Here is an 18908-nt window from a genome sequence, read left to right as displayed (position 1 = left end):
GGCCAAGCATTCGTCAGCTGCAAAGTGCCAGTAACCGCAACGGCATACAAGCACATCGCGGCCCAACCGGTGACATCCAGATGCGCCTAAAAGCGCAGAAGATTGATCAAGAAGTCTCTCAGGCGATTGCCGTCTCACGCCCCACTCCCGAAGCTTGAGGTATGGCAACCACCAGCACTGCTCTCAACGGCCTCCTAGAGGAAGCTCTCCAGGAAGCCTCCATTGGAGAAACCGATCACTTCCACTGGCATGCCACAGCCGTGGGAATCGCCGCACTGTGGAGAGAGGAAAAGCCCCCGAACACCCCTCCCTTCGATCAAGCAGTCAGCGAAGGCCTAGAGGTCGGCCTGGATTTGAGTAGAGAGGAGAGGGAGTTCCACCAGGTCAAGGAAGGATTGGTGCTGCTATTCCACTCATAAGAGAGCAAAATCGAGCACCTAAAGAGGCAACAGCATCAAGGAGAGCAATACTTACAAAATCAATCCGCCATCACGAAAATATCTCATTCCACCCTGCATTAGAAGCGCAAATCAGGGGCTAACTGCTAAAGTACTTTAATCAAGCAATTTGACGATGAAGATTTATCTGCCGGTCTTTTCTTATTCAGCCTCATGCAAAACATTTGACCTCAACACAGAGCACAACCCCGGAATCGGAGGCACACAGCACGTCACAGTCCTACTTGCCTCAAGGCTGGCAAGAGCGAAGCCACAATGGACCATCTATTTAGTCAACTATTCTCCAATCAACATTTTAAATGCAAGTCAAAACTTAAAACAAGTCAGCTTCTCGAGCTTAGAGTATTTTTGTCAATTCCTAAGCAGCCCACAAGAGACCGGCTCTCGCGCAATAATAACCGCATTACTCCTGGAAACATGCAAGCTTGCAGAGCTGAAACTCATATCCAATAGAGTATTTTGCTGGCTACATCACCCCTTTCATTTCAAGCACAAGCTTCGACAAGCAGATTTCTTGGCATACATAAACCAAGGATCTTATCAGCACTCATCCAATTGCAGATTTTACCCAAGATGCATAATCATACAAAACATTTTTTCGCCAGCAAACAAAGCCAACATAGAGAGTTCAATAGAAACAAGACAAGACTTCCCTCTTCGACTGGTCCACCTGGGCGCACTAGTTCCAGACAAAGGCCTGCTTCACATTGCCAAACAATGGAAAAGATTAAAAAAAGTATTCCCAAATGCTCAGCTGAATGTAATCGGTTCAGCATTGACCTACAACTCTTGGAATGATGTTCATCAGCTAGTACCCGCAAGCCCTAGTTACGCAAACCAAATTTTGAAGCACATACCAGAGTCCGATATTGCCGAAGGTCATTGCAGATTTCATGGCAACCTTGGCCTGGAGAAAGATGAAATCATCACATCATCACATCTTGCTCTTCAAAACCCAACTGGCATTCGCGAATCATTTGGCGCAGCGACTTTTGAATGCATGGCGCTTGGCACACCAGTTATCGCATCCGGAGATTATGGAATGCATGAAGCCATGCAGTATTTTCCTGAATTAGCAATCCAGAGACCCAGCCAAATCGTTGGAACAATTCGAAGAGCCTGCTCAAATACCGATCAGTATAAAGAACTACAATCCAGATCAATAGCAGTTGCAAAATTGTTTTCTCTGAATTCAGAAGCAGCTACGTGGAAATGGATCAGAGTTCTTCAAACAGAGAAATGCGAAATAACTGCGGACAGCATTATTTACCCTGGCTTCAACAGCAGCACTCTCAAGGCCATAACAAAACTGAATTACAGAAGAGTCAATGGCGTCCTAAGGACAAGCATCAAAAGCGCAACCAAATACTGTCTGCGAAAAACAAGATAAATGCACTACAAGTTGCAACACATACAAGCTTTCCCTTCAGTACTTAAATCAGAACCGAAAGCAAGAAAAAATGCAGTTGATGTCAATATCAAAGTAGATAGTATTCACGAAGCGATGCCGAAAGAAATCCCAAAGAGATTTAGGTTGAGAACGAAGGAATGCCTATAGGAAAAGATTCAAGAGGACTACGTCCTAATCAATGGGAGGAAGTGCAGATGAAAAATTGCTCGGAAACCGTCCAGGGACACTAGTGCTAATCTGGAAACCAATTAAATAAAGCACAAGACACCTTAAGGTGCCATTCAGATTAATCCTCAATAGACTGCCCGCAGAATTCCGTGATTAGAAAATCCATCCTGAAGGTTCTACTAGTCAATGCAGCTTTATCGATTCTCCTTGTTGAGGCAGCTTCACGAGCCATAATCTTACATAGATACGGTTCGCTTGGACTAACCAGAAGCGAAAGGAAAGCAATTGCACAGGCTGGATCAAAAGATGGATTAGTGGATGGATTAAATGGAATAGTAGGTAAAACTAATGCCACCACGTCATCAAACTGCATATACCCTCATCCAGTCTTTGGATATTATGATTTATGCGAAGAGGATAAGCTGTGGGGCTTCAGAAGCACTTTCAATCAAGCCGAAGCAATAAACCGCATTAAGATCCTAATCCTAGGAGGCTCAGTCGCAAATTTCCTGGAAGATGGGAATGCAATTACTACTGCATTCAGGAACGAACTTGCATCTAGAGGTAAAAATGATGATATCGCAATATTCAATGCTGCTAGAGGCGGAGGAAAGCAGCCTATCCAGACACAAACTGCAAACGCACTATATGCAATGGGGTGGAAATTCGACATTGTTATAAATGTAGCGGGCCACAATGAAATAGATGGTCCCATGAACTACTTCTACAAGGAAGGAATTAATCCCATTGTCCCTACTCATCATCCCAATAGATTGAGGATGGCTTCAAAAGTTATCGCAAATGGAGCAGGAGTTGTAGAAAGGTGCGAGCAATCGCCTTGGGCGATGAGGCTTGCCTTGATACAGCTTTTATCAATAAGATGCCAGAGAGACTTTATAGAGGGCAGGGGAAACAACGAACTGGAGTGGCCTGCATTCATATCTCTCATGCAGTTTGATAGAGGCAGCCATAGAGACGAAAACAATGCGCTGAAAAATGCTATTTTGAACTGGCAAAAATCATCAATGGCTGCATACCATATATCCAAAGCCAACGATTCTACCTACCTTGAGGTAATACAGCCTAGCCAGTATCTAGCTGGGTCCAAGCCGATGACCCCAGAAGAGAGAAAAGAAATCGCTTCAGAGCCACACTATGAAATAGTCGGAACCGCCTTTAGCCGTATAGATCTCGAAAAGTTCGGAATACCTCTCCATCATATTCTTGACGCAAGAAACATATTCAAGAATGTAAACGAGCCTGTTTACTCAGATAGCTGCTGCCACCTGAATCGATTAGGCAACAAGATTCTTACCAGTGAAATTGCACGCAGATCACTAGATATCCACTTCAATAGGTGAACTGTTTTTCAATTTGTCATCTTTGAGGACGATTTCAGCGAATAATCTATGGAGTCCGGCAAAAGCAGTAGAGACATTCAGAGCGCACCTTTCCTAAGCCTAAGCGTGAATCCTGGCAACGGAACGAGCACCCAACGAAGTCTGTTTCAGGAACTCCCCCTCATCCATCAGGAGATAGAGGGAGGATTTAGAGAGACAAGTGATTTCCTTGATCTGAGGCAGACGTAACAACTGAACTTCCGGTTTCATCGTTTCAGGCATATCTAAACCTCTTGGACGTTTTAAGCGACCCCCCTTTGATGCATAAGACCTTCATTCCCAGAGTGAGCAGAGCATCACACCAATCGAACATGAACTTCCTTCACTCATCAAGCATCTGAGATTGGTCGTACGCAGGCCTCACCTTGTCGCCAAAGACGTGTGCCATCTGACGTTGGATCACTTCGTCAGGGAACTACAGAACCTGCTGTCCTTCTGTCAAAGAGATGGAGCGCACTCCATGACCAACCAGGACGCCTGAGTATCCAAGATTCTTGAGGTGGTTAGTAATAGAGGACGGGTTTAGGGGGAGGGCGATACTTCCCACTCCTACCCGTGAGAACTCTGTCCTCTCCAAAGGCAGGTGTTCCTCAGGTCTTCCTGATTTCTAAGCAGACCCAACCAAGACAAATCCTCTTAGCAATAGAGCGCAAACAAAGGATGCGAATGCGAAGCCTGATGCCTGATGTGACCAAGCGCACGCATGGGAAACGATTCGAACTCATCCGAGGTGGGTATCGACTGGTTTGAGGCGATCACTTCGCCATGCAAAATCCACTGCCCTTGTACTGGGATCCACCAGGACAAGAGGTCCTGCCGCTCCCACCAGCAGGAAAGAACTGATCACCAGGATTATTCGCTTTACAGAACCTGCTGCCCTTGTATTGCGACCCAGAAGGACAAGCATTTCCACTGCTGCCTCCAGCAGGGAAAAACTGATCACCAGGGTTACTCGCCTTACAGAACCCGCCGCCCTTGTATTGCGACCCAGAAGGGCAAGCAGTCCCACTACTGCCTCCAGCACGAAACATCTGGTTTGCGGAATTAGGCATTCCCATCACCGAGATCGCACCAGCAAGAACGAAAGCGACACGCAGACTCATCAGAGCAAATCCCTACTACCAAGTGAAGAGTAGACATTGAGAAGGGCCATGATCAACGGGTAAAGGGAACAAAACTCAAGGATCAGCGCCATGTTCCTAATCAAAATCAAACGCCTTAGGTTCCAACCCCACAGATGTCGCACCCTCTCTTAATGCTTGACCCGTCAACTTTCTTTCTGAGTGATCAAAATGAGGAGTGTCAACTTCTAACTAGGTTCCAAATAGGACTAAGAAAGATCTTTTATGGCAAAGTTCTTGACTGAGACAAGATTTCCACCCACACAATCGGGATACATCCTGGTGTTCGGCGAGACTATCCAGGACTAGGAAGAACTAGAACATTCCTCGACCGCAAAAGGGTTTGGGACGATACGGGTTTTCTCTGCACTTGCTGAAAACGGAGAGGGTGGGATTCGAACCCACGAGGGTGTTACCCCTACACGATTTCGAGTCGTGCGCATTCAACCGGACTCTGCCACCTCTCCAAGCGCTTGAAGCGCTTTCCCACTTTAGTAGGCAGCCTTCTCACACCCTGAGCACTCAGCCGATTGGGGACGAAGATCACTGCGACGCAGTCGTTGAAATTGAGTTCCAAAGCGGACGTTCAACATGCGACCCCGCTGGTCAGCGACGCCAACACTCAGTCCATCGCTCTGGAGACGCTGCCCTGGCGTCAGAGGGAGCCGGCCTCTCTGTTCCACTTGAAGCGTGCGCGCCAATGCGTTCCAACACACCTGCTGATCCGTACCCACCGGATCGAGGACCGCAATCCAATCCAGCCGTTGATGGCCGAGCCCATGACTCAGTCGCGTCGCGATTCTGCAACTGAGGTCATCACCATGGCTGCTCAACAGGGCCGCCCGACCTCGGTGGCGCAACACCAACCACTGACGACCCCACTGCTCCACACGAATCAAGTCGTCCCGCAGCTGCAAGTGAACCTGCAGGCATACCGCCAACAGAAGCCACAGCAGCGAAAGGCCACGCCAGCGCTGCTGAGCAGGCAGTAGCCAAGGGAGCAGCCCCAGCGCAAACAACAACACAAGCAGGGGATGCACCGGCCCTGTGAGCAGCTGAGCCCCTGGCCACTGACTGATCCAATTCACCAAAATGATCAGCCACCAACTCAACTGCTGCACAGGCCAGATCAACCAAGGCAACAGAGCAGCGCTCAGAGCAGCCGGCAACAGCAACACCATCACTGCCAGTGCCATAGCGGCCAGGGTGAGTGGAGCTAACAACGGAGCAGCAAGCAGGTTGCTGAGCAAGGCGTAAAGCGGCGCTGCTCCGAAATACAGCAATTGCAACGGCAGGGTCCAGAACAGAGCAGCAAGGGGAATCGAAAGCGCCGGAGCCAGTCGTTGCAATTGCTGGGGCCAGTTCTGAACGATCCATTGCTCCAGGGGGCCCGCCGAAATCATCAGGCCAACCGTCGCCGCTGCACTGAGCTGAAAGCCGACGGAACGCCCCCAGGCTGGATGCACCAGCAGCATGAGCACCAGGGTGACCAGGAGCACCCCCAGCGGGCGACTGCGATGTCCGCTCTCACGAATCAGCAGTGCCGCAGCACCCATCAACACTGCGCGAACCACGGATGGCTGCGCGCCCGCAAGGGCAAGAAACAACGCCATGGCTCCACTCCCCGCAGCAAGCCTCAAGGCGGCAGGCAAGGTCCTGGTGCAAGCGAGTGCGCTGCCCAACAGCACGGAGAGATGAAATCCGGATGCCGCCAGAGCATGCGATAAGCCAGCCACCCGGAATCCCTCGCGCAGGCTTTGCGGCAAGGACACCTGAGCAGCTCCGAGCACCAGAGCCGCGAGCAAACCTCCCGACTGCTCCCCGGCAAGATCAGTGAAACGCTCAGCAATCGTGCGGCGTGCATCAGCCAGAGGAGTCCAGTCCTGCCGCAACACGTGCATGGCATCGGTGCGCAGACGACTCCACGTTCGTTGCAAAGCCAGTCGCTCATCACCACGGGCCAATAGCGGGTGCGAGCCAGGTTGAGGGCGGCGCAGTTCGCCCTCAAGTTCGAGCCATGACCCAGTCAATAAAGGTGTCGTGCACGGGTCGATGGTGAGCTCCGTTCGGCCTCGACTGAACTGGCCATTAAGGCTGCTGACATCCAGCAGAGACCGGCAGCGACCGTTGGTCACAGCACCGTCAGCATGGATGCGGCCCACGAGGCGCACCGCAAGTGACGTGCCATCACGAGGAATGAACAGGCTGGGATCTCCTGGCTGGGGCTGGGGCATGACCCCAGTTCCACAGCGAGCGCTAACCAGACAGAGCATCAAAGCGAGACCCGCCATGACCTTTCTCGGCCAATGACTGGCTCGCCCCCAGGCAACCAGTCCGCCGACCAGAAGCGCCACCAGACTCAGCCACTGCACTGGGGAGCGAACAGAGGTCGCCCCCATGCAGGCCATGAACAGCAACAACCCGGCACTGAACACCGGTTTCATTCAGCAGGATCGGAGTTGTTGCGAGAGTTCCCCCCGTGATCAGACGGCGGTGGCTGCTACGGCAGCAGCAGCAGCAGCGGGTTGCTTCAGCAATGGGAACCCCAGCGCCTCCCGCTCAGCCAGCCAAGCCTCGGCAACCTTGCGGGCCAGGTTTCTGATCCGACCGATGGTGGCCGTGCGCTCCGTCACCGAGATCACCCCTCGAGCTTCAAGCAAGTTGAAGGTGTGGCTGCACTTGAGCACAAAATCCAGGGCGGGCGCAGGCAGATTGCTTTCAATGAGATCAGCAGCTTCCGCTTCATAGATCGCGAACAACTGCTTGAGGCGCTCAGGGTTGGAGGCCTCAAAGTTGAAATGGCACTGTCCTTTTTCAAAAGGAAGCCAGATATCGCCATAACTGCGGTCGGCATTCCAGCTCAGATCCCAGATGCTTTCAACGTTCTGCAAATACATCGCCAAACGCTCAAGCCCATAGGTGATCTCAATCGACACCGGCTTGCAATCGATGCCGCCGCACTGCTGGAAATAGGTGAACTGGGTCACCTCCATGCCATCGAGCCACACCTCCCAGCCCACGCCCCAGGCGCCGAGGGTCGGTGACTCCCAGTTGTCTTCCACGAAGCGGATGTCGTGATCAGCAGCACGGATCCCCATCGCTTCCAATGAGGCGAGGTAGGTCTCCTGGATGCCATCCGGCGAAGGCTTGATCAGCACCTGGTACTGGAAATAATGCTGTGCTCGATTGGGATTATCGCCGTAACGACCATCGGTGGGGCGACGGCAAGGCTCGGGATAAGCCACGGCCCAGGGCTCCGGTCCGATCGCTCGCAACACCGTGTGCGGACTCATGGTTCCTGCGCCCTTTTCCGTGTCGTAGGGCTGCAACAGCAGACACCCCTGCTCGGACCAGAACCGGTTGAGAGTGCTGATGATGTCCTGAAAATGCATCCGTGCGCTGGAGCCAATCCAATGCATTCTCGCGCCAGAGCCGCCTGGACAGCTCAGCTCAGGGAAAGGCAGCGACGCAGATGGGCGATCGCGTGATGGCGATGGGGATGACTGCGTCCCGGGCCCATGGTGCCCAGCCAGAAACTGCCATCACCCTGAAAAACCAGAACGGGTTTGCTGGCGCCTTTGCCGTGGGTCTCCAGCAGCGACATACAGAGCTTTTCGGCCACCTCCGCACCCCTTGGGCGAGAGCGCAGACGGCGCAGAACCGGATCCACTTGAGAGAACGAAACGAAAGTGGCCTTTTGTGAGTCGGTAACCAGGATCATCCCGTCCAGCCACTGGACTTCATCCAGCAAATCCTCAATGGAGGACAGCAGAGACGGCAATGGAAAGGCCATGCGTTTCTCCCCCGCTTCTTAATCATTCCTTCATAGTTCATCGGTCTCACCTGTCGCAAGCGAGGCACTTCGAAAGATGAATGGCTCAGGCCCAAACTGTGAGAAGGCCCATCAGGCCTGCTGCCACTGGGCGATGGCACGCTTCGCGGAAACCGGCATCGAGAGCCAGCTGCTGCTGAGCGGCTCCATCAGGAAAACGCTTGAGGCTCTCCTCTAAATAGGCGTAGTGCTCAGCAAGACCGGCCCGAGATGCAATGGGAACCACCACTCTGCGCAGGTAAGTGCGTTGGAACAGTGCCGCAGCAGTGCCAGAGGGCAGTCGGTTGAAATCCAGCAGACCGGCCCGGCCTCCTTCACGCAGCACGCGCCGAAGCTCCCTGAGACCTGCCGCTGGGTCAGCAAGATTTCGTAATCCATAAGCCATCAACACCCCATCGGCACAGGCATCAGGCATCTCCAGGTTCAGAGCATCACCCTGTTGCCATTGCACCGGCAGCCAGGGTTCGCACGCTGATCGTTGGGCCGCAATCGCCAGAGGTGCAGCGGCCGCGTCCACACCAACCACACTCCCTCCAGGTCGCAAACGGCGTGCCAAAGAGAGGGCTAAATCACCCGTTCCGCAACAAAGATCCAACCATTGCTCTCCCGGCTTTGGTGAGAGCTGCAGCACCATCTCTCGCTTCCATTGGCGATGCAGCCCAAGACTGAGCCAATCGTTGAGCTTGTCGTAACTGGGCGCAGCATCGTTGAACAACTGTTCAACGGCTTCAGCATCGCCGGGCTTCAAAGCGGCAGGTCGCTCAGAGTCATCACCATCACAGTGGCGAGTCCGACGGCGGCTGAGCACACCATGCAGCCAGCCAACATGAGCGAAAACTCGCCCTGATCCATGGCGGCTTGCATCAACTGAAGTGCCCAGCCCACAAGGGCGACCACCACGAACACCAAAAGAATGCCAAGAGGCAGCACCCAGCTCGTTGGGATCAGTGGGTGAACTGAAGAAACCGTCAGTGCCTCAATCGTGGAAAGCAGGAGATGCACTAAGGGAATCCAACCGCGCAGAACACTTCTTTACACATTAAGAGAAGTCAAGCCTCAAGGGGCCGGATCATCAGGCCTCGGCTGAGCAAATCGGCCTTGATCGACTCAACGGTGAGGATTCCGTCATGAAGCAGGGATGCCAATAGTGCAGCAGATGCCTGTCCGCCATCCGGGCCTTCATCGAGTGCCGCAGCGATGTGATCAAGGCAACCAGCGCCGCCGGAAGCAATCACAGGCACAGGTACGGCTTGTGCAACCGCCCGCGTGAGCTCGAGGTCATATCCCGCCTGGGTGCCATCACCATCCATGGAGGTGAGCAGGATTTCACCGGCTCCGAGTTCAGCCACTCGGCGTGCCCAGGCGATCACATCCAGGCCAGTGTTCTCACGGCCACCCTTCACATACACATCCCAGCCGCCTGCCTCCCTGCGGCGAGCATCAATCGCCACCACGATGCATTGACAACCGAAGAGGTCCGCTCCTTCCTTCACCAGCTCCGGCCTTCGCACTGCTGAGGAATTGAGGCTGACCTTGTCAGCTCCAGCCCGCAGGAGCTCGGTAATGCCCTCTACCGAAGCAATGCCACCGCCAACGGTGAAGGGAATGGTGACCTGCTCCGATGTTCTGCGGACCATCTCCACCAGGGTGGCTCGGCCCTCATGACTGGCCGCGATATCCAGAAACACCAGTTCGTCAGCACCGGCCTGGCTGTAACGGCAGGCCAGCTCGACAGGATCTCCCGCATCGCGAAGTCCGACGAAATTCACCCCCTTCACCACGCGCCCCTTGGCGACATCAAGACAGGGAATCAAGCGCAGGGCGACCATGGCATTCGATACACGGCTGTTAAGGTGCAACGTCTTTCCAAGCCTTGCAGGTCATGCTGGGAAATGTTCTCAATCTGATCAAACGATTAACCGGCTCAGAACCTCTTCCAACACCGAAACTCGAGTCCATTGAGGTTGGGAGCAAAGTTCGCGTCACCCGGGTTCGTGATCGCATTCCCCAGGGCATGGTTGACCTCCTGAAAAGTGATGCCTTCGGCACCGTTACTGAATTCCGTACGGTCGATGGCAAAGGCATTGGAGTGGTCGTCGAGCTGAGCGATGGATCCAGCTCCTGGTTCTTTGAAGACGAGATCGTCGCTGCCTGAGGCCTGATTCCGTGAGTGACGCCCGACAGCTGCTCGGCATGAAGGGTGCCAGTGGCACCACCAACATTTGGAAGCTGCGTCTGCAGCTGATGAAGCCGGTCACCTGGATCCCCTTGATTTGGGGCGTTGTCTGCGGCGCTGCGGCAAGTGGGAACTACGAATGGCGTCTTGATCACGTGCTCGCCGCCATCGCCTGCATGCTGATGAGTGGCCCCCTACTGGCGGGTTACACCCAAACCATCAACGACTACTACGACCGCGACATCGACGCGATCAATGAGCCCTACCGGCCGATCCCATCCGGCGCGATCTCACTGGGACAGGTCAGGCTGCAGATCTGGGTGTTGCTGCTGAGCGGACTAGCTGTGGCCTGGGGTCTTGACCAATGGGCCCAGCACACCACCCCTGTGCTCTTTCTGCTGGCTATCGGCGGGTCTTTCGTCAGCTACATCTATTCCGCTCCTCCCCTCAAGCTCAAACAAAACGGCTGGCTTGGTAACTACGCCCTGGGCGCCAGTTACATCGCGCTTCCCTGGTGGGCAGGCCAGGCACTCTTCGGTCAACTCACTTGGGCGACCGCTCTGCTCACCCTGGCCTACAGCCTTGCAGGGTTGGGGATCGCCGTGGTGAACGACTTCAAAAGTGTGGAAGGTGATCGTGCCCTCGGGCTTCAGTCACTTCCGGTTGCATTCGGAATTGGCCCCGCAAGCTGGATCAGCGCTGGGATGATTGATCTGTTTCAGCTGCTGATGGTTGCGGTGCTGATCGCGATCGGGCAGCATTTTGCTGCTGTTCTTCTTGTTCTGCTGATCGTGCCCCAGATCACCTTTCAGGACATCTGGCTGCTGCGCGATCCCGTGGCCTATGACGTGAAATATCAGGCGAGCGCGCAACCCTTTCTGGTGCTGGGAATGCTGGTCACCGCCTTAGCGATTGGTCACAGCCCTCTGACCCAAGGCATGTGATTCGCACCCGTCGTCATTGGATTCTGATCGGCGGTTCAGCCCTTGTGATCGGCAGTGGTGTGGCTCTGGCGCAATCCGCCGTTGTCAGTGCTTTCGACGCCACGCTCCCCGATGCACGCGGCATCAGCCGTTTCAATCGACCCGGCACGATCACCCTGCTGGCCAGTGATGGCGCGGTGATCCAGAAGCTGGGACCTGCGACCCGCGAAAAAATCAAACCCGGGGAGATGCCTTTGCTGGTGAAGCAGGCGTTCATCGCCGCGGAAGATCGACGCTTCTACGAGCACAACGGTGTTGATATCTGGGGAATCGGCCGGGCTCTGGTGCGCAACGTGCGCCAGGGAGCCGTGCGAGAAGGCGCCAGCACGATCACCCAGCAACTGGCACGAACGGTGTTCCTCAGTCAGGACCGCACGATCACGCGCAAGCTCAAAGAAGCTGCCCTGGCCTACAAACTCGAACGCCAGCTCAGCAAGGAGCAGATTCTCGAGCAGTACCTGAATTATGTGTATCTCGGAGCCAGCGCCTACGGGCTCTCCGATGCCGCTTGGGTGTATTTCTCCAAGACACCGAATCAACTCAACCTGCAGGAAGCCGCACTGATTGCCGGCCTTCCCCCTGCTCCATCGGTGTATTCACCGCTGGTGAACCCTGACCTGGCCCTGGAGCGACGCAGCATCGTGCTGAATCGGATGCAACAGGCTGGATTCATCACCGCCAGCGAAGCCGAGCAGGCTCGCAACAGCCCGCTCGATCTCAAACCAGCCATTCCCAAATATTTCAACAGCTCAGCGCCGTACTTCACCAGCTGGGTGGCTCAGCAATTGCCGCAGCTGCTGACCCCTGAGCAGATTGAAGTTGGAGGTCTGAAGATCCGCACCAGCCTCAATCTCGACTGGCAGAAGAAAGCCCAGCAAGTGGTGAGGAAGTTTGCCCCGTTCAACACCGAAGGGGTGATCGTGTCGATGGAACCAGGAACGGGCCTGGTGCGAGTGATGGTGGGTGGCAAGAACTTCAGCAGCAGTCAATTCAACAGAGCAACCCAGGGCCTGCGCTCGCCGGGATCCACCTTCAAGCTGTTTCCTTATGCCGCCGCCCTCAGTTCGGGAGTGAAACCGGAAGACATCTTTATGGATGCTCCTCGCTGCTGGTCGGGCTACTGCCCCAAGAATTTCAACAACAAATACTTCGGCAAGATCTCACTGGCTGACGCCCTCAAGAATTCGCTCAATACGGTGGCCGTGCAGCTTCAGGACAAAGTCGGCTTCGAAGCGATCATCGGCACCGCCAACAAGCTGGGCATTGGCAACGAGCGCCCTCTTGGCAAGTACTACCCGATGGCCATCGGTGCCTATGAGCAGACCGTGCTCGAGATGACGACCGCCTATGCCGCCGTGGCCAATCGCGGGGTGTACGTCAAACCCATGGCCTTCGAAGAAATCCGCGGCCCGGAAGGCAACGTTCTCTGGAGCAGGCGCATCGATGGCGAGAAAGGCCGTCGGGCCCTCGACAGCGAGGTGGCCGATGCCATGAACTGGATGCTGCAACGGGTGGTGACAGGAGGAACGGGTGCTGCAGCACGGCTTGATGATCGCCCTGTGGCTGGCAAAACCGGCACCTCCGAAGGAGCCCGAGACCTGTGGTTCATTGGCTCAATTCCACAACTCACCACCGCTGTCTGGTTCGGCTATGACAACAACGCCGAAACCAACAGCAGCAGCGGCGAGGCCGCCTGGGCCTGGAAGCAATTCATGACCCAAGTGAAGGGCAGCTACAACGTTCAGAATTTCCCTCCTAAACCAGTCCTCAACCGCCCCTTCACAGGTCCGCAAAGGCAAAGCCGCACCACAACGGGCGCCACAGCCACCGATGAAAATGGGGACCAGCCGTTCAGCAGCGGCGAAGAACCGACAACCGACAAGCCAGCCACACCCCCTAGGCGCTACATCGCTCCACCCGGGGGGCCACCTGTGGATGAAAACTTCATGCCGCTGCCGGTGCAGTGATCACTGCGGCATAAAAGCCATCGCCCCCACTGGGATCAGGCCAGCGCTGCTGCTCTGAGTTGAGCACGAGATCAGGATGGTCCTGCAGCCAGCCGTGGATCTGTTCAGTGTTTTCTGAGGGGTGGATCGTGCAGGTCGCGTAAACCAGACGTCCACCCGGTGCCAGCAACGATCGAAGACCATCCAGGAGCTCGATCTGCAGCTTCAGCAAGTCAGCCACCGACTCCTCGGTGACTCTCCAGCGAGCATCGGGATGGCGCGCCAACGTGCCTAGACCTGAACAGGGTGCATCCACAAGAATCCGGTCAAATCGCCCTCTCCACTCCGGTCGCTCCTGGGCGAGCTGCGACGCATCGGACGCCAGTGCCTGAATACTGCTGCAGCCCAGCCGTGCCGCATTGGCGGCCACCCGCTGCAAGCGACCGGGTGAACGGTCCACAGCCCAGATCTCTCCCTCATCTCCCATCAACTCGGCCAAATGAGTGGCTTTGCCACCTGGGGCAGCACAAGCGTCCAGCACGCGCTGACCAGGGCATGGATCCAGCAACGGAACCACCCACTGAGCCGCACGATCCTGGACGCACCAATGGCCTTCGCTGAAACCAGGCCACTGGCGCAGATCACCGGATGGCTCCAGCACCTGAAGTCCATCCGGGCAACCGGCGATCGCAGCTGTTGCAATGCCGCGTTCGGCGAACAGGGCTTCGGCACGATCGGGCGTTGAACGCAGGCGATTCACGCGCAGATCGAGGGGCGGAACCTGATTGAAAGCTCTGGCAACGCGCTCCGCCTGTTCTGGGCCACACCACTGAAACAGTCCACGGCTGAGCCACAACGGCAGCGACTGCTCCTGGGCCAGAGCAGCCGCCGGCTCCGCAGGCAGAGCCAACGCTTCGCCAGCCTCACGGGCTCGCAAGGCTGAACGCAACAGTCCATTCACCACCGGTGCCAAACGCGCCAACTTGCCCTGCTTGGCCAGTTCCACGGTGGTATTCACGGCAGCCGAGGCAGGAATGCGCTCCATCCGCAGCAACTGGTAAAGGCCGATGTGAAGCAGCCAACGCAAACGTGGTGGCTGCTTGCGGGCAGGCACCTTGCCCAAGCGATCCAGCCAGCCATCCAGCCACTGCCGCCAGCGAATCGCGCCATAGGACAGCTCCGTGACAAATCCACGATCGAGAGCATTCAGAGGCCGGCGCCGCAGAGCCCGCTCCAGAGCGACGTCCGCGTAAGCCCCTGCTGCAACCGCCTCAAGCACATCCCAGGCAACACGACGAGAGAGCAGAGCATCTCGGGAAGACGGATCAGCAGGTTGAGCCATAGATGGGCTTCGCTGGCTTCAATCATCGGCCAGCAACCTCCAGAGCCTGGGGTCATGCGCCAACAACAAGGCAGCACTCAGCCTGAGACAACAGGCTTCAAAGGCAAGCCCACAAGCCGCCAAACGAAATCAACGCAATAGCAGAGATACTGAAAATCGCTCAAAAAAGAAATCTAATTTCACTAAAAACGTCGATCAATTTGAAAAAAGATCTTGTTTATTTGCGAAAACATAAGAATCACTGAATCCAATCTTAGTTCCGCTCAAGACTCTCTTTGATACCAAGGTCACGTCCAAAAATTGCCATGCTTTCGTCCACCTCTGTCGCGACACAATTCGGCGGTGAACGTGCAACCAAGCAACCCGTAAAACTGCGGTCCGGGTTTTCAGGTTCTGCAGAAGCAGCAGATGTCGATACGGCGATTCAAGAGGCCTACAAGCATGTTTATGGCAATGCACATGTCATGGATTGTGAGCGCTCAATCTCCCTTGAGGCTGAATTGCGCGATGGACGGATCAGCGTGCAGGAGTTCATCCGAGGCCTCGCCAAGTCGGACTTCTATCGCAAAAACTTTTACGATTCCTGCTCTCCCCAGCGAACCATCGAACTGGATTTCAAACATCTGCTGGGCAGGCCGCCTCATGACCAAAGCGAAGTGTCCGAATCCATTCAGATTCAGGCAGCAGCCGGACACGATGCGCTTGTGGACTCTCTGATTGATTCAGAGGAATACAGCCAAGCCTTCGGAGAGCACGGCGTTCCGTTCGTGCGCTCCTGGCAAAACCAACCTGGATCAGCCCAGTCGGCCTTCAACCGCACTGCCGCAGTCTCTCTGGGTTACGCCTATAGCGACAAAGCCATCGGAACAGGCTCCAGGCTTGGCAATCAACTGGCGACTGGGCGCGCCAGCAGAATCGCGTTTCCTGCCTCCGCCAAGCTCCAGTTGATGCGAATCTCCAACAGCTGGAGAGGCAATCAGCCACCACGCTGGGCCACCCGAGTTGCAACGGTGTTCGTGATCGCAGGCGTGATCGAAGTCACGCGTTTGGTGGTCACCGTGGCCTACAGCGCCCTGAGCAACTGACCCATCTCAGCGAGCTGCCCTTCATCAGGTGACCACAGGAACCTTTTGAGGGGCAAACGGCCTTCTTGATCCACAGGAATCCCCTCAGCGATCAGAAGCTCCCGCTGCATCCAGTCGGATCCCTCGCGACTCAGGCTCATCGAAATACGGCCTTGGGCATTGACCACACGCTGCCAGGGAATGCGCGACGGCAGACATAAACGGCGCAGGGCCCAACCCACCTGGCGTGCACAGCCATAGGCACCAATCCAGTCCGCGACCTGGCCATACGTGGACAGGCGCCCCTCAGGAATGAAGGCAACCACAACTCTCACCCGCTGATCAAACGCGTTGCGCCGTGGAGCCGTCATCAACCGCCGTCGACCTGACAACCAATCAGAGCACCAGCGGCACCCCCAACCGGCACACCGAACCAACGCCCATTGCCACGCGACAGGGCAGCACCGAGACCGGCTCCGAGTAGACCGCCGATCACGCTGCCCTCAACGCAACTGTTGGTATCTGCGTTGGGTTCCTCCCATGCAGCGCGCCGAGCCACACCATTCGGTCGATACAGATACTCACGTCTGTTGTCGTAGTGATGACCATTGTCATAAGCACGACGGACGTAGTAGTCGCGACCGTGATCACCGCGATACTCATGCGCCAACAAAGGAGTTGTCGTGATTGGCAACAGGGCAGCCAGCGTCAGCAGCGCCGAGAGTCTCACCGGAACAGGCTGATTCATGGTGACTTCATGCATGGACAGAGCCATCCTGTTGAGGCCCACCTCTGAAGAGGTGACTGAACATCGGCGACCCTGCATCCAGATATGACTGGGCTCAGCCACATGCTCCAAACAGCGATCCAATCCACGCCATCAGCTTGCACCAGGCAACGAGGACAGGGGCATTGAGCAAGCAACCCAAAAACAGCCAGCCCAAAAGCAGCATCTATGCCTTGCAGGATTCGGAAATCCTGGAGCTGCTTGCTGCCTTGCCGCAATCAACGATGGGTCGCCGCTATGGCTTCGCATTCCAGTTGATGGCCACCTATGGCCTCCGAGCCGCTGAGCTGCGTTACCTGCAAGTTCGCAATCAGGAGAGCGAGCTCTGGCTGCGTGCAAGACGCCATGGCACTGAACACAGCTTTCGCAGCAGCGAATCCTGCAAGCTTGAAGCCGTACCTGTTGTGAACATCGACGGCATCCCACAGGAGTGGAATCTGGTAGCTCGAGTCGCCATGGGCGAGCGACTGCCACCCCTCGGCAGCGACTCGGAAGCAAGTCAACATCTGGAGTCTTACCTCAACGACAGACCTGTCTGGCGGGAGGTTCAAAACAAGGCGTTGCGATTTGGAGAACAGGCCATGGTGAATAGCTTTAGGCAGCGCTACGCCTGCACAGCCCACAACCTTTGCGATACCGACGGGAGTACTGATACACAGCTCTGATTGCATCAGTCGAAAACGTTTCAGCATCACACAGGCATAATGGTTGACAACAACACAAGCCTCAGCAATGCCCGAAGCAAGCAATATCCAACGCGTCGAGTTGATTAACTACAAAAACGACGCTGGCAAGGAACTTTTGGGCCTTGGCATTGAACTCTCTGATGACCCAGATGGCGGCATCAAAGTGCGCGTCTTGATGGATCCACAAGTCGTGAGCGGCGTCACCGTCACTCCACTGCAGCAAAGCAGTTGCTGCGGATAAACACGTCGATCAGCCGAGCAAATCAGGCGATTGAGGGTTGAGCTTAAACAACAAGAGTTCAACCCTTAGTAACAATTTTATTCGGTCCTAAACGCGAAGCAATTTCCACAGGAAGACACATCAATCGTCTTGCCGGATAGAAAAAATCCGCCACCGGACAGTGACTCCTGATAGTCGATCACCATTCCAGAAAACAACCGCACTTGTTCCGCCTTGGAGTAGAGCGTCACTCCAGATTCCCTGGAAATGGGCTCGCCCGAATTGCGGCCTGCCTTGAACACAATCGCGTAATCCGAGCAGCCTCCAGACACCACTTCGGCATGCATTTCACCGGGAATGCCAGCAACAGCGGATTGACGCATGAGCTCCAAAGCCGCATTCGACGTCAAGATCGTGCCCATCCCAGATCCCTGGCTCTGATCAGTGCTATCAGCTGAAGCCACCTTCAGACGGTGGCCATGACATGGGTTTGCGTAGCAAATGCAATGTCGTGTCCGCAGGATGCCAATTCGGCTTGCATGCAAATCTGAGCAATGCCCCCATGGCTGCCGGCATGCCTCCGCGCCTGCAGCGATCTCAGCGATGCCGATCCTTCCCCGCAGATTTCAGCGTCTGAAGCAGGTCCTGGACTGCCGGATGTCGGATCTCACCGTTCTGGTGGAGCACGTGGAAAAGCCCCACAACCTCTCGGCCATCCTGCGCAGCTGTGATGCCGTGGGAGTTCTGGAAGCCCATGCCGTCAGCTTCAGCGGACGGCCCCGCACCTTCAACAGCACTGCCCAGGGCAGCCAGCGCTGGGTGCCCCTACATGACCATGCCGACATCAGCAGCGCAGTACGCCACCTCAAAAACAAAGGGTTCCGGCTGTACGGCACCAACCTGGGCGTGAACGCGCGCGACTACCGCGACTGCGACTTCACTGGCCCCAGCGCCTTCGTTCTCGGTGCGGAGAAATGGGGACTCACCGAAGAAGCCACCGCGTTGATGGATCAGGCAGTCTTCATTCCGATGCGTGGCATGGTGCAGTCGCTGAATGTGTCAGTGGCCACGGCCACACTGCTGTTTGAGGCGATCAGACAACGCCAGGCGGCTGGACTCGCCCCCCTTCAAGGCGAAGGCATTCCTGCAAATCAATACGCCGAACTGCTGTTTGAGTGGTGCTACCCGGAGGTGGCGAGCTGGTGCCGTGAGCAGGGCCGCAGCTATCCGCCGCTCTCAGAAGACGGTGAGATTCTCGAAGAGCTGCCACGCACAGCCAAGCTGCGCTGCTGAATCGAATCCAGATCTCAACGA

At 55.6% G+C, this 18908-nt stretch carries 22 protein-coding genes and 1 tRNA gene; 10 read left to right on the top strand and 13 right to left on the bottom strand.

Features of this window, described 5'->3' with window-relative positions; translation table 11 throughout:
- Positions 1-161: 161 nt before the first annotated feature.
- The 3 genes from SynMITS9220_RS03240 (at position 162) to SynMITS9220_RS03230 (ending at position 3398) form a co-directional block, all read left to right on the top strand.
- On the top strand, positions 162-419 hold the full coding sequence (locus SynMITS9220_RS03240; protein ID WP_186990686.1) for a hypothetical protein: 258 nt from the start codon (positions 162-164) through the stop codon (positions 417-419).
- A 154-nt stretch (positions 420-573) separates the two neighbouring features.
- Positions 574-1848 carry a glycosyltransferase gene (locus tag SynMITS9220_RS03235; protein ID WP_186990684.1) on the top strand — a complete coding sequence of 425 codons (1275 nt, stop codon included), beginning with the start codon at positions 574-576 and terminating at the stop codon, positions 1846-1848.
- Positions 1849-2186: 338 nt separating this feature from the next.
- Positions 2187-3398, top strand: coding sequence for a hypothetical protein (locus SynMITS9220_RS03230; RefSeq protein ID WP_186990682.1), 1212 nt, complete (start codon positions 2187-2189; stop codon positions 3396-3398).
- 99 nt (positions 3399-3497) lie between these two features.
- On the opposite strand, the gene SynMITS9220_RS03225 is transcribed toward SynMITS9220_RS03230, so the two are convergent.
- From SynMITS9220_RS03225 to hisF, 9 genes are all read right to left on the bottom strand, one after another.
- Positions 3498-3647: an AlpA family phage regulatory protein gene (locus SynMITS9220_RS03225; protein WP_186990680.1), complete on the bottom strand. Its 150-nt coding sequence runs from the start codon at positions 3645-3647 to the stop codon at positions 3498-3500.
- Positions 3648-4158: 511 nt separating this feature from the next.
- Positions 4159-4461: a hypothetical protein gene (locus SynMITS9220_RS03220; protein ID WP_186990678.1), complete on the bottom strand. Its 303-nt coding sequence runs from the start codon at positions 4459-4461 to the stop codon at positions 4159-4161.
- Between the two features lie 477 nt (positions 4462-4938).
- A tRNA-Ser gene (locus tag SynMITS9220_RS03215) sits at positions 4939-5025 on the bottom strand.
- A gap of 24 nt (positions 5026-5049) precedes the next feature.
- Positions 5050-7002, bottom strand: coding sequence for a ComEC/Rec2 family competence protein (locus SynMITS9220_RS03210; protein WP_186990676.1), 1953 nt, complete (start codon positions 7000-7002; stop codon positions 5050-5052).
- A 39-nt stretch (positions 7003-7041) separates the two neighbouring features.
- On the bottom strand, positions 7042-7950 hold the full coding sequence (gene glyQ, locus SynMITS9220_RS03205) for a glycine--tRNA ligase subunit alpha (RefSeq protein WP_186990674.1): 909 nt from the start codon (positions 7948-7950) through the stop codon (positions 7042-7044).
- Between the two features lie 53 nt (positions 7951-8003).
- Entirely contained in the window at positions 8004-8351 is a 348-nt protein-coding gene (locus SynMITS9220_RS03200; protein ID WP_067094159.1) for a hypothetical protein, read from the bottom strand.
- Positions 8352-8436: 85 nt separating this feature from the next.
- Entirely contained in the window at positions 8437-9138 is a 702-nt protein-coding gene (ubiE, locus tag SynMITS9220_RS03195) for a bifunctional demethylmenaquinone methyltransferase/2-methoxy-6-polyprenyl-1,4-benzoquinol methylase UbiE (protein ID WP_186990672.1), read from the bottom strand.
- Positions 9135-9392, bottom strand: coding sequence for a hypothetical protein (locus tag SynMITS9220_RS03190; RefSeq protein WP_255483201.1), 258 nt, complete (start codon positions 9390-9392; stop codon positions 9135-9137). Before SynMITS9220_RS03190 ends, ubiE begins: the two co-directional genes overlap by 4 nt.
- A gap of 47 nt (positions 9393-9439) precedes the next feature.
- Complete coding sequence (hisF, locus tag SynMITS9220_RS03185) at positions 9440-10219, bottom strand: imidazole glycerol phosphate synthase subunit HisF (protein ID WP_186990670.1); 780 nt, start codon at positions 10217-10219, stop codon at positions 9440-9442.
- Between the two features lie 77 nt (positions 10220-10296).
- Here hisF and SynMITS9220_RS03180 point away from each other — a divergent pair, with 77 nt between their 5' ends.
- Genes SynMITS9220_RS03180 through SynMITS9220_RS03170 form a run of 3 tightly spaced genes read left to right on the top strand, consistent with a single transcriptional unit; the run spans position 10297 to position 13516 of the window.
- Positions 10297-10545 carry a DUF2862 domain-containing protein gene (locus tag SynMITS9220_RS03180; RefSeq protein ID WP_067094487.1) on the top strand — a complete coding sequence of 83 codons (249 nt, stop codon included), beginning with the start codon at positions 10297-10299 and terminating at the stop codon, positions 10543-10545.
- A gap of 11 nt (positions 10546-10556) precedes the next feature.
- Positions 10557-11510: a chlorophyll synthase ChlG gene (gene chlG / locus SynMITS9220_RS03175; protein ID WP_186990668.1), complete on the top strand. Its 954-nt coding sequence runs from the start codon at positions 10557-10559 to the stop codon at positions 11508-11510.
- Entirely contained in the window at positions 11507-13516 is a 2010-nt protein-coding gene (locus SynMITS9220_RS03170; protein ID WP_186990666.1) for a transglycosylase domain-containing protein, read from the top strand. The genes chlG and SynMITS9220_RS03170 overlap by 4 nt, the downstream gene beginning before the upstream one ends.
- Here the strand turns inward: SynMITS9220_RS03170 and SynMITS9220_RS03165 are convergent.
- On the bottom strand, positions 13494-14837 hold the full coding sequence (locus tag SynMITS9220_RS03165) for a 16S rRNA (cytosine(967)-C(5))-methyltransferase (RefSeq protein WP_186990664.1): 1344 nt from the start codon (positions 14835-14837) through the stop codon (positions 13494-13496). The two genes, SynMITS9220_RS03170 and SynMITS9220_RS03165, sit on opposite strands and share 23 nt — an antisense overlap.
- A 305-nt stretch (positions 14838-15142) precedes the next feature.
- On the opposite strand from SynMITS9220_RS03165, the gene SynMITS9220_RS03160 reads away from it, so the two are divergent.
- On the top strand, positions 15143-15922 hold the full coding sequence (locus tag SynMITS9220_RS03160) for a phycobilisome rod-core linker polypeptide (protein WP_186990662.1): 780 nt from the start codon (positions 15143-15145) through the stop codon (positions 15920-15922).
- Here the strand turns inward: SynMITS9220_RS03160 and SynMITS9220_RS03155 are convergent.
- Both SynMITS9220_RS03155 and SynMITS9220_RS13495 read right to left on the bottom strand, forming a co-directional pair.
- Entirely contained in the window at positions 15901-16272 is a 372-nt protein-coding gene (locus tag SynMITS9220_RS03155) for an MGMT family protein (RefSeq protein ID WP_186990660.1), read from the bottom strand. The two genes, SynMITS9220_RS03160 and SynMITS9220_RS03155, sit on opposite strands and share 22 nt — an antisense overlap.
- Complete coding sequence (locus tag SynMITS9220_RS13495; protein WP_370594358.1) at positions 16272-16772, bottom strand: glycine zipper 2TM domain-containing protein; 501 nt, start codon at positions 16770-16772, stop codon at positions 16272-16274. The genes SynMITS9220_RS03155 and SynMITS9220_RS13495 overlap by 1 nt, the downstream gene beginning before the upstream one ends.
- A gap of 41 nt (positions 16773-16813) precedes the next feature.
- Here SynMITS9220_RS13495 and SynMITS9220_RS03145 point away from each other — a divergent pair, with 41 nt between their 5' ends.
- Both SynMITS9220_RS03145 and SynMITS9220_RS03140 read left to right on the top strand, forming a co-directional pair.
- Entirely contained in the window at positions 16814-17353 is a 540-nt protein-coding gene (locus SynMITS9220_RS03145; protein WP_186990657.1) for a hypothetical protein, read from the top strand.
- A gap of 67 nt (positions 17354-17420) precedes the next feature.
- Positions 17421-17615, top strand: coding sequence for a hypothetical protein (locus SynMITS9220_RS03140; protein ID WP_186990655.1), 195 nt, complete (start codon positions 17421-17423; stop codon positions 17613-17615).
- 77 nt (positions 17616-17692) lie between these two features.
- Here SynMITS9220_RS03140 and SynMITS9220_RS03135 read toward each other — a convergent pair whose 3' ends face one another.
- The gene (locus tag SynMITS9220_RS03135; RefSeq protein WP_186990654.1) at positions 17693-18016 is read right to left on the bottom strand and encodes an AIR synthase; all 324 of its coding nucleotides are present in this window, start codon (positions 18014-18016) and stop codon (positions 17693-17695) included.
- Positions 18017-18197: 181 nt separating this feature from the next.
- Between SynMITS9220_RS03135 and trmH the strand changes: the two genes are divergently transcribed.
- Entirely contained in the window at positions 18198-18887 is a 690-nt protein-coding gene (gene trmH, locus SynMITS9220_RS03130; RefSeq protein ID WP_186990652.1) for a tRNA (guanosine(18)-2'-O)-methyltransferase TrmH, read from the top strand.
- The last annotated feature ends 21 nt before the right edge of the window (positions 18888-18908 follow it).

The organism is Synechococcus sp. MIT S9220 (genome assembly GCF_014304815.1).
In the GTDB taxonomy this organism is placed as follows: Bacteria; Cyanobacteriota; Cyanobacteriia; order PCC-6307; family Cyanobiaceae; genus Synechococcus_C.
The sequence above is the reverse complement of the archived record's forward strand: the minus strand, read 5'-3'. Positions and strand labels throughout refer to the sequence as shown.

What these genes read in the sequence shown, in the direction of transcription:
- SynMITS9220_RS03240 (WP_186990686.1), top strand. Translation starts at nt 162, where the DNA reads ATGGCAACCACCAGCACTGCTCTCAACGGCCTCCTAGAGGAAGCTCTC.
- SynMITS9220_RS03235 (WP_186990684.1), top strand. Translation starts at nt 574, where the DNA reads ATGAAGATTTATCTGCCGGTCTTTTCTTATTCAGCCTCATGCAAAACA.
- SynMITS9220_RS03225 (WP_186990680.1), bottom strand. Translation starts at nt 3,647, where the DNA reads ATGAAACCGGAAGTTCAGTTGTTACGTCTGCCTCAGATCAAGGAAATC.
- SynMITS9220_RS03210 (WP_186990676.1), bottom strand. Translation starts at nt 7,002, where the DNA reads ATGAAACCGGTGTTCAGTGCCGGGTTGTTGCTGTTCATGGCCTGCATG.
- glyQ (WP_186990674.1), bottom strand. Translation starts at nt 7,950, where the DNA reads ATGCATTTTCAGGACATCATCAGCACTCTCAACCGGTTCTGGTCCGAG.
- SynMITS9220_RS03200 (WP_067094159.1), bottom strand. Translation starts at nt 8,351, where the DNA reads ATGGCCTTTCCATTGCCGTCTCTGCTGTCCTCCATTGAGGATTTGCTG.
- hisF (WP_186990670.1), bottom strand. Translation starts at nt 10,219, where the DNA reads ATGGTCGCCCTGCGCTTGATTCCCTGTCTTGATGTCGCCAAGGGGCGC.
- SynMITS9220_RS03165 (WP_186990664.1), bottom strand. Translation starts at nt 14,837, where the DNA reads ATGGCTCAACCTGCTGATCCGTCTTCCCGAGATGCTCTGCTCTCTCGT.
- SynMITS9220_RS03160 (WP_186990662.1), top strand. Translation starts at nt 15,143, where the DNA reads ATGCTTTCGTCCACCTCTGTCGCGACACAATTCGGCGGTGAACGTGCA.
- SynMITS9220_RS03155 (WP_186990660.1), bottom strand. Translation starts at nt 16,272, where the DNA reads ATGACGGCTCCACGGCGCAACGCGTTTGATCAGCGGGTGAGAGTTGTG.
- SynMITS9220_RS03140 (WP_186990655.1), top strand. Translation starts at nt 17,421, where the DNA reads ATGCCCGAAGCAAGCAATATCCAACGCGTCGAGTTGATTAACTACAAA.
- SynMITS9220_RS03135 (WP_186990654.1), bottom strand. Translation starts at nt 18,016, where the DNA reads ATGGGCACGATCTTGACGTCGAATGCGGCTTTGGAGCTCATGCGTCAA.
- trmH (WP_186990652.1), top strand. Translation starts at nt 18,198, where the DNA reads ATGCCGATCCTTCCCCGCAGATTTCAGCGTCTGAAGCAGGTCCTGGAC.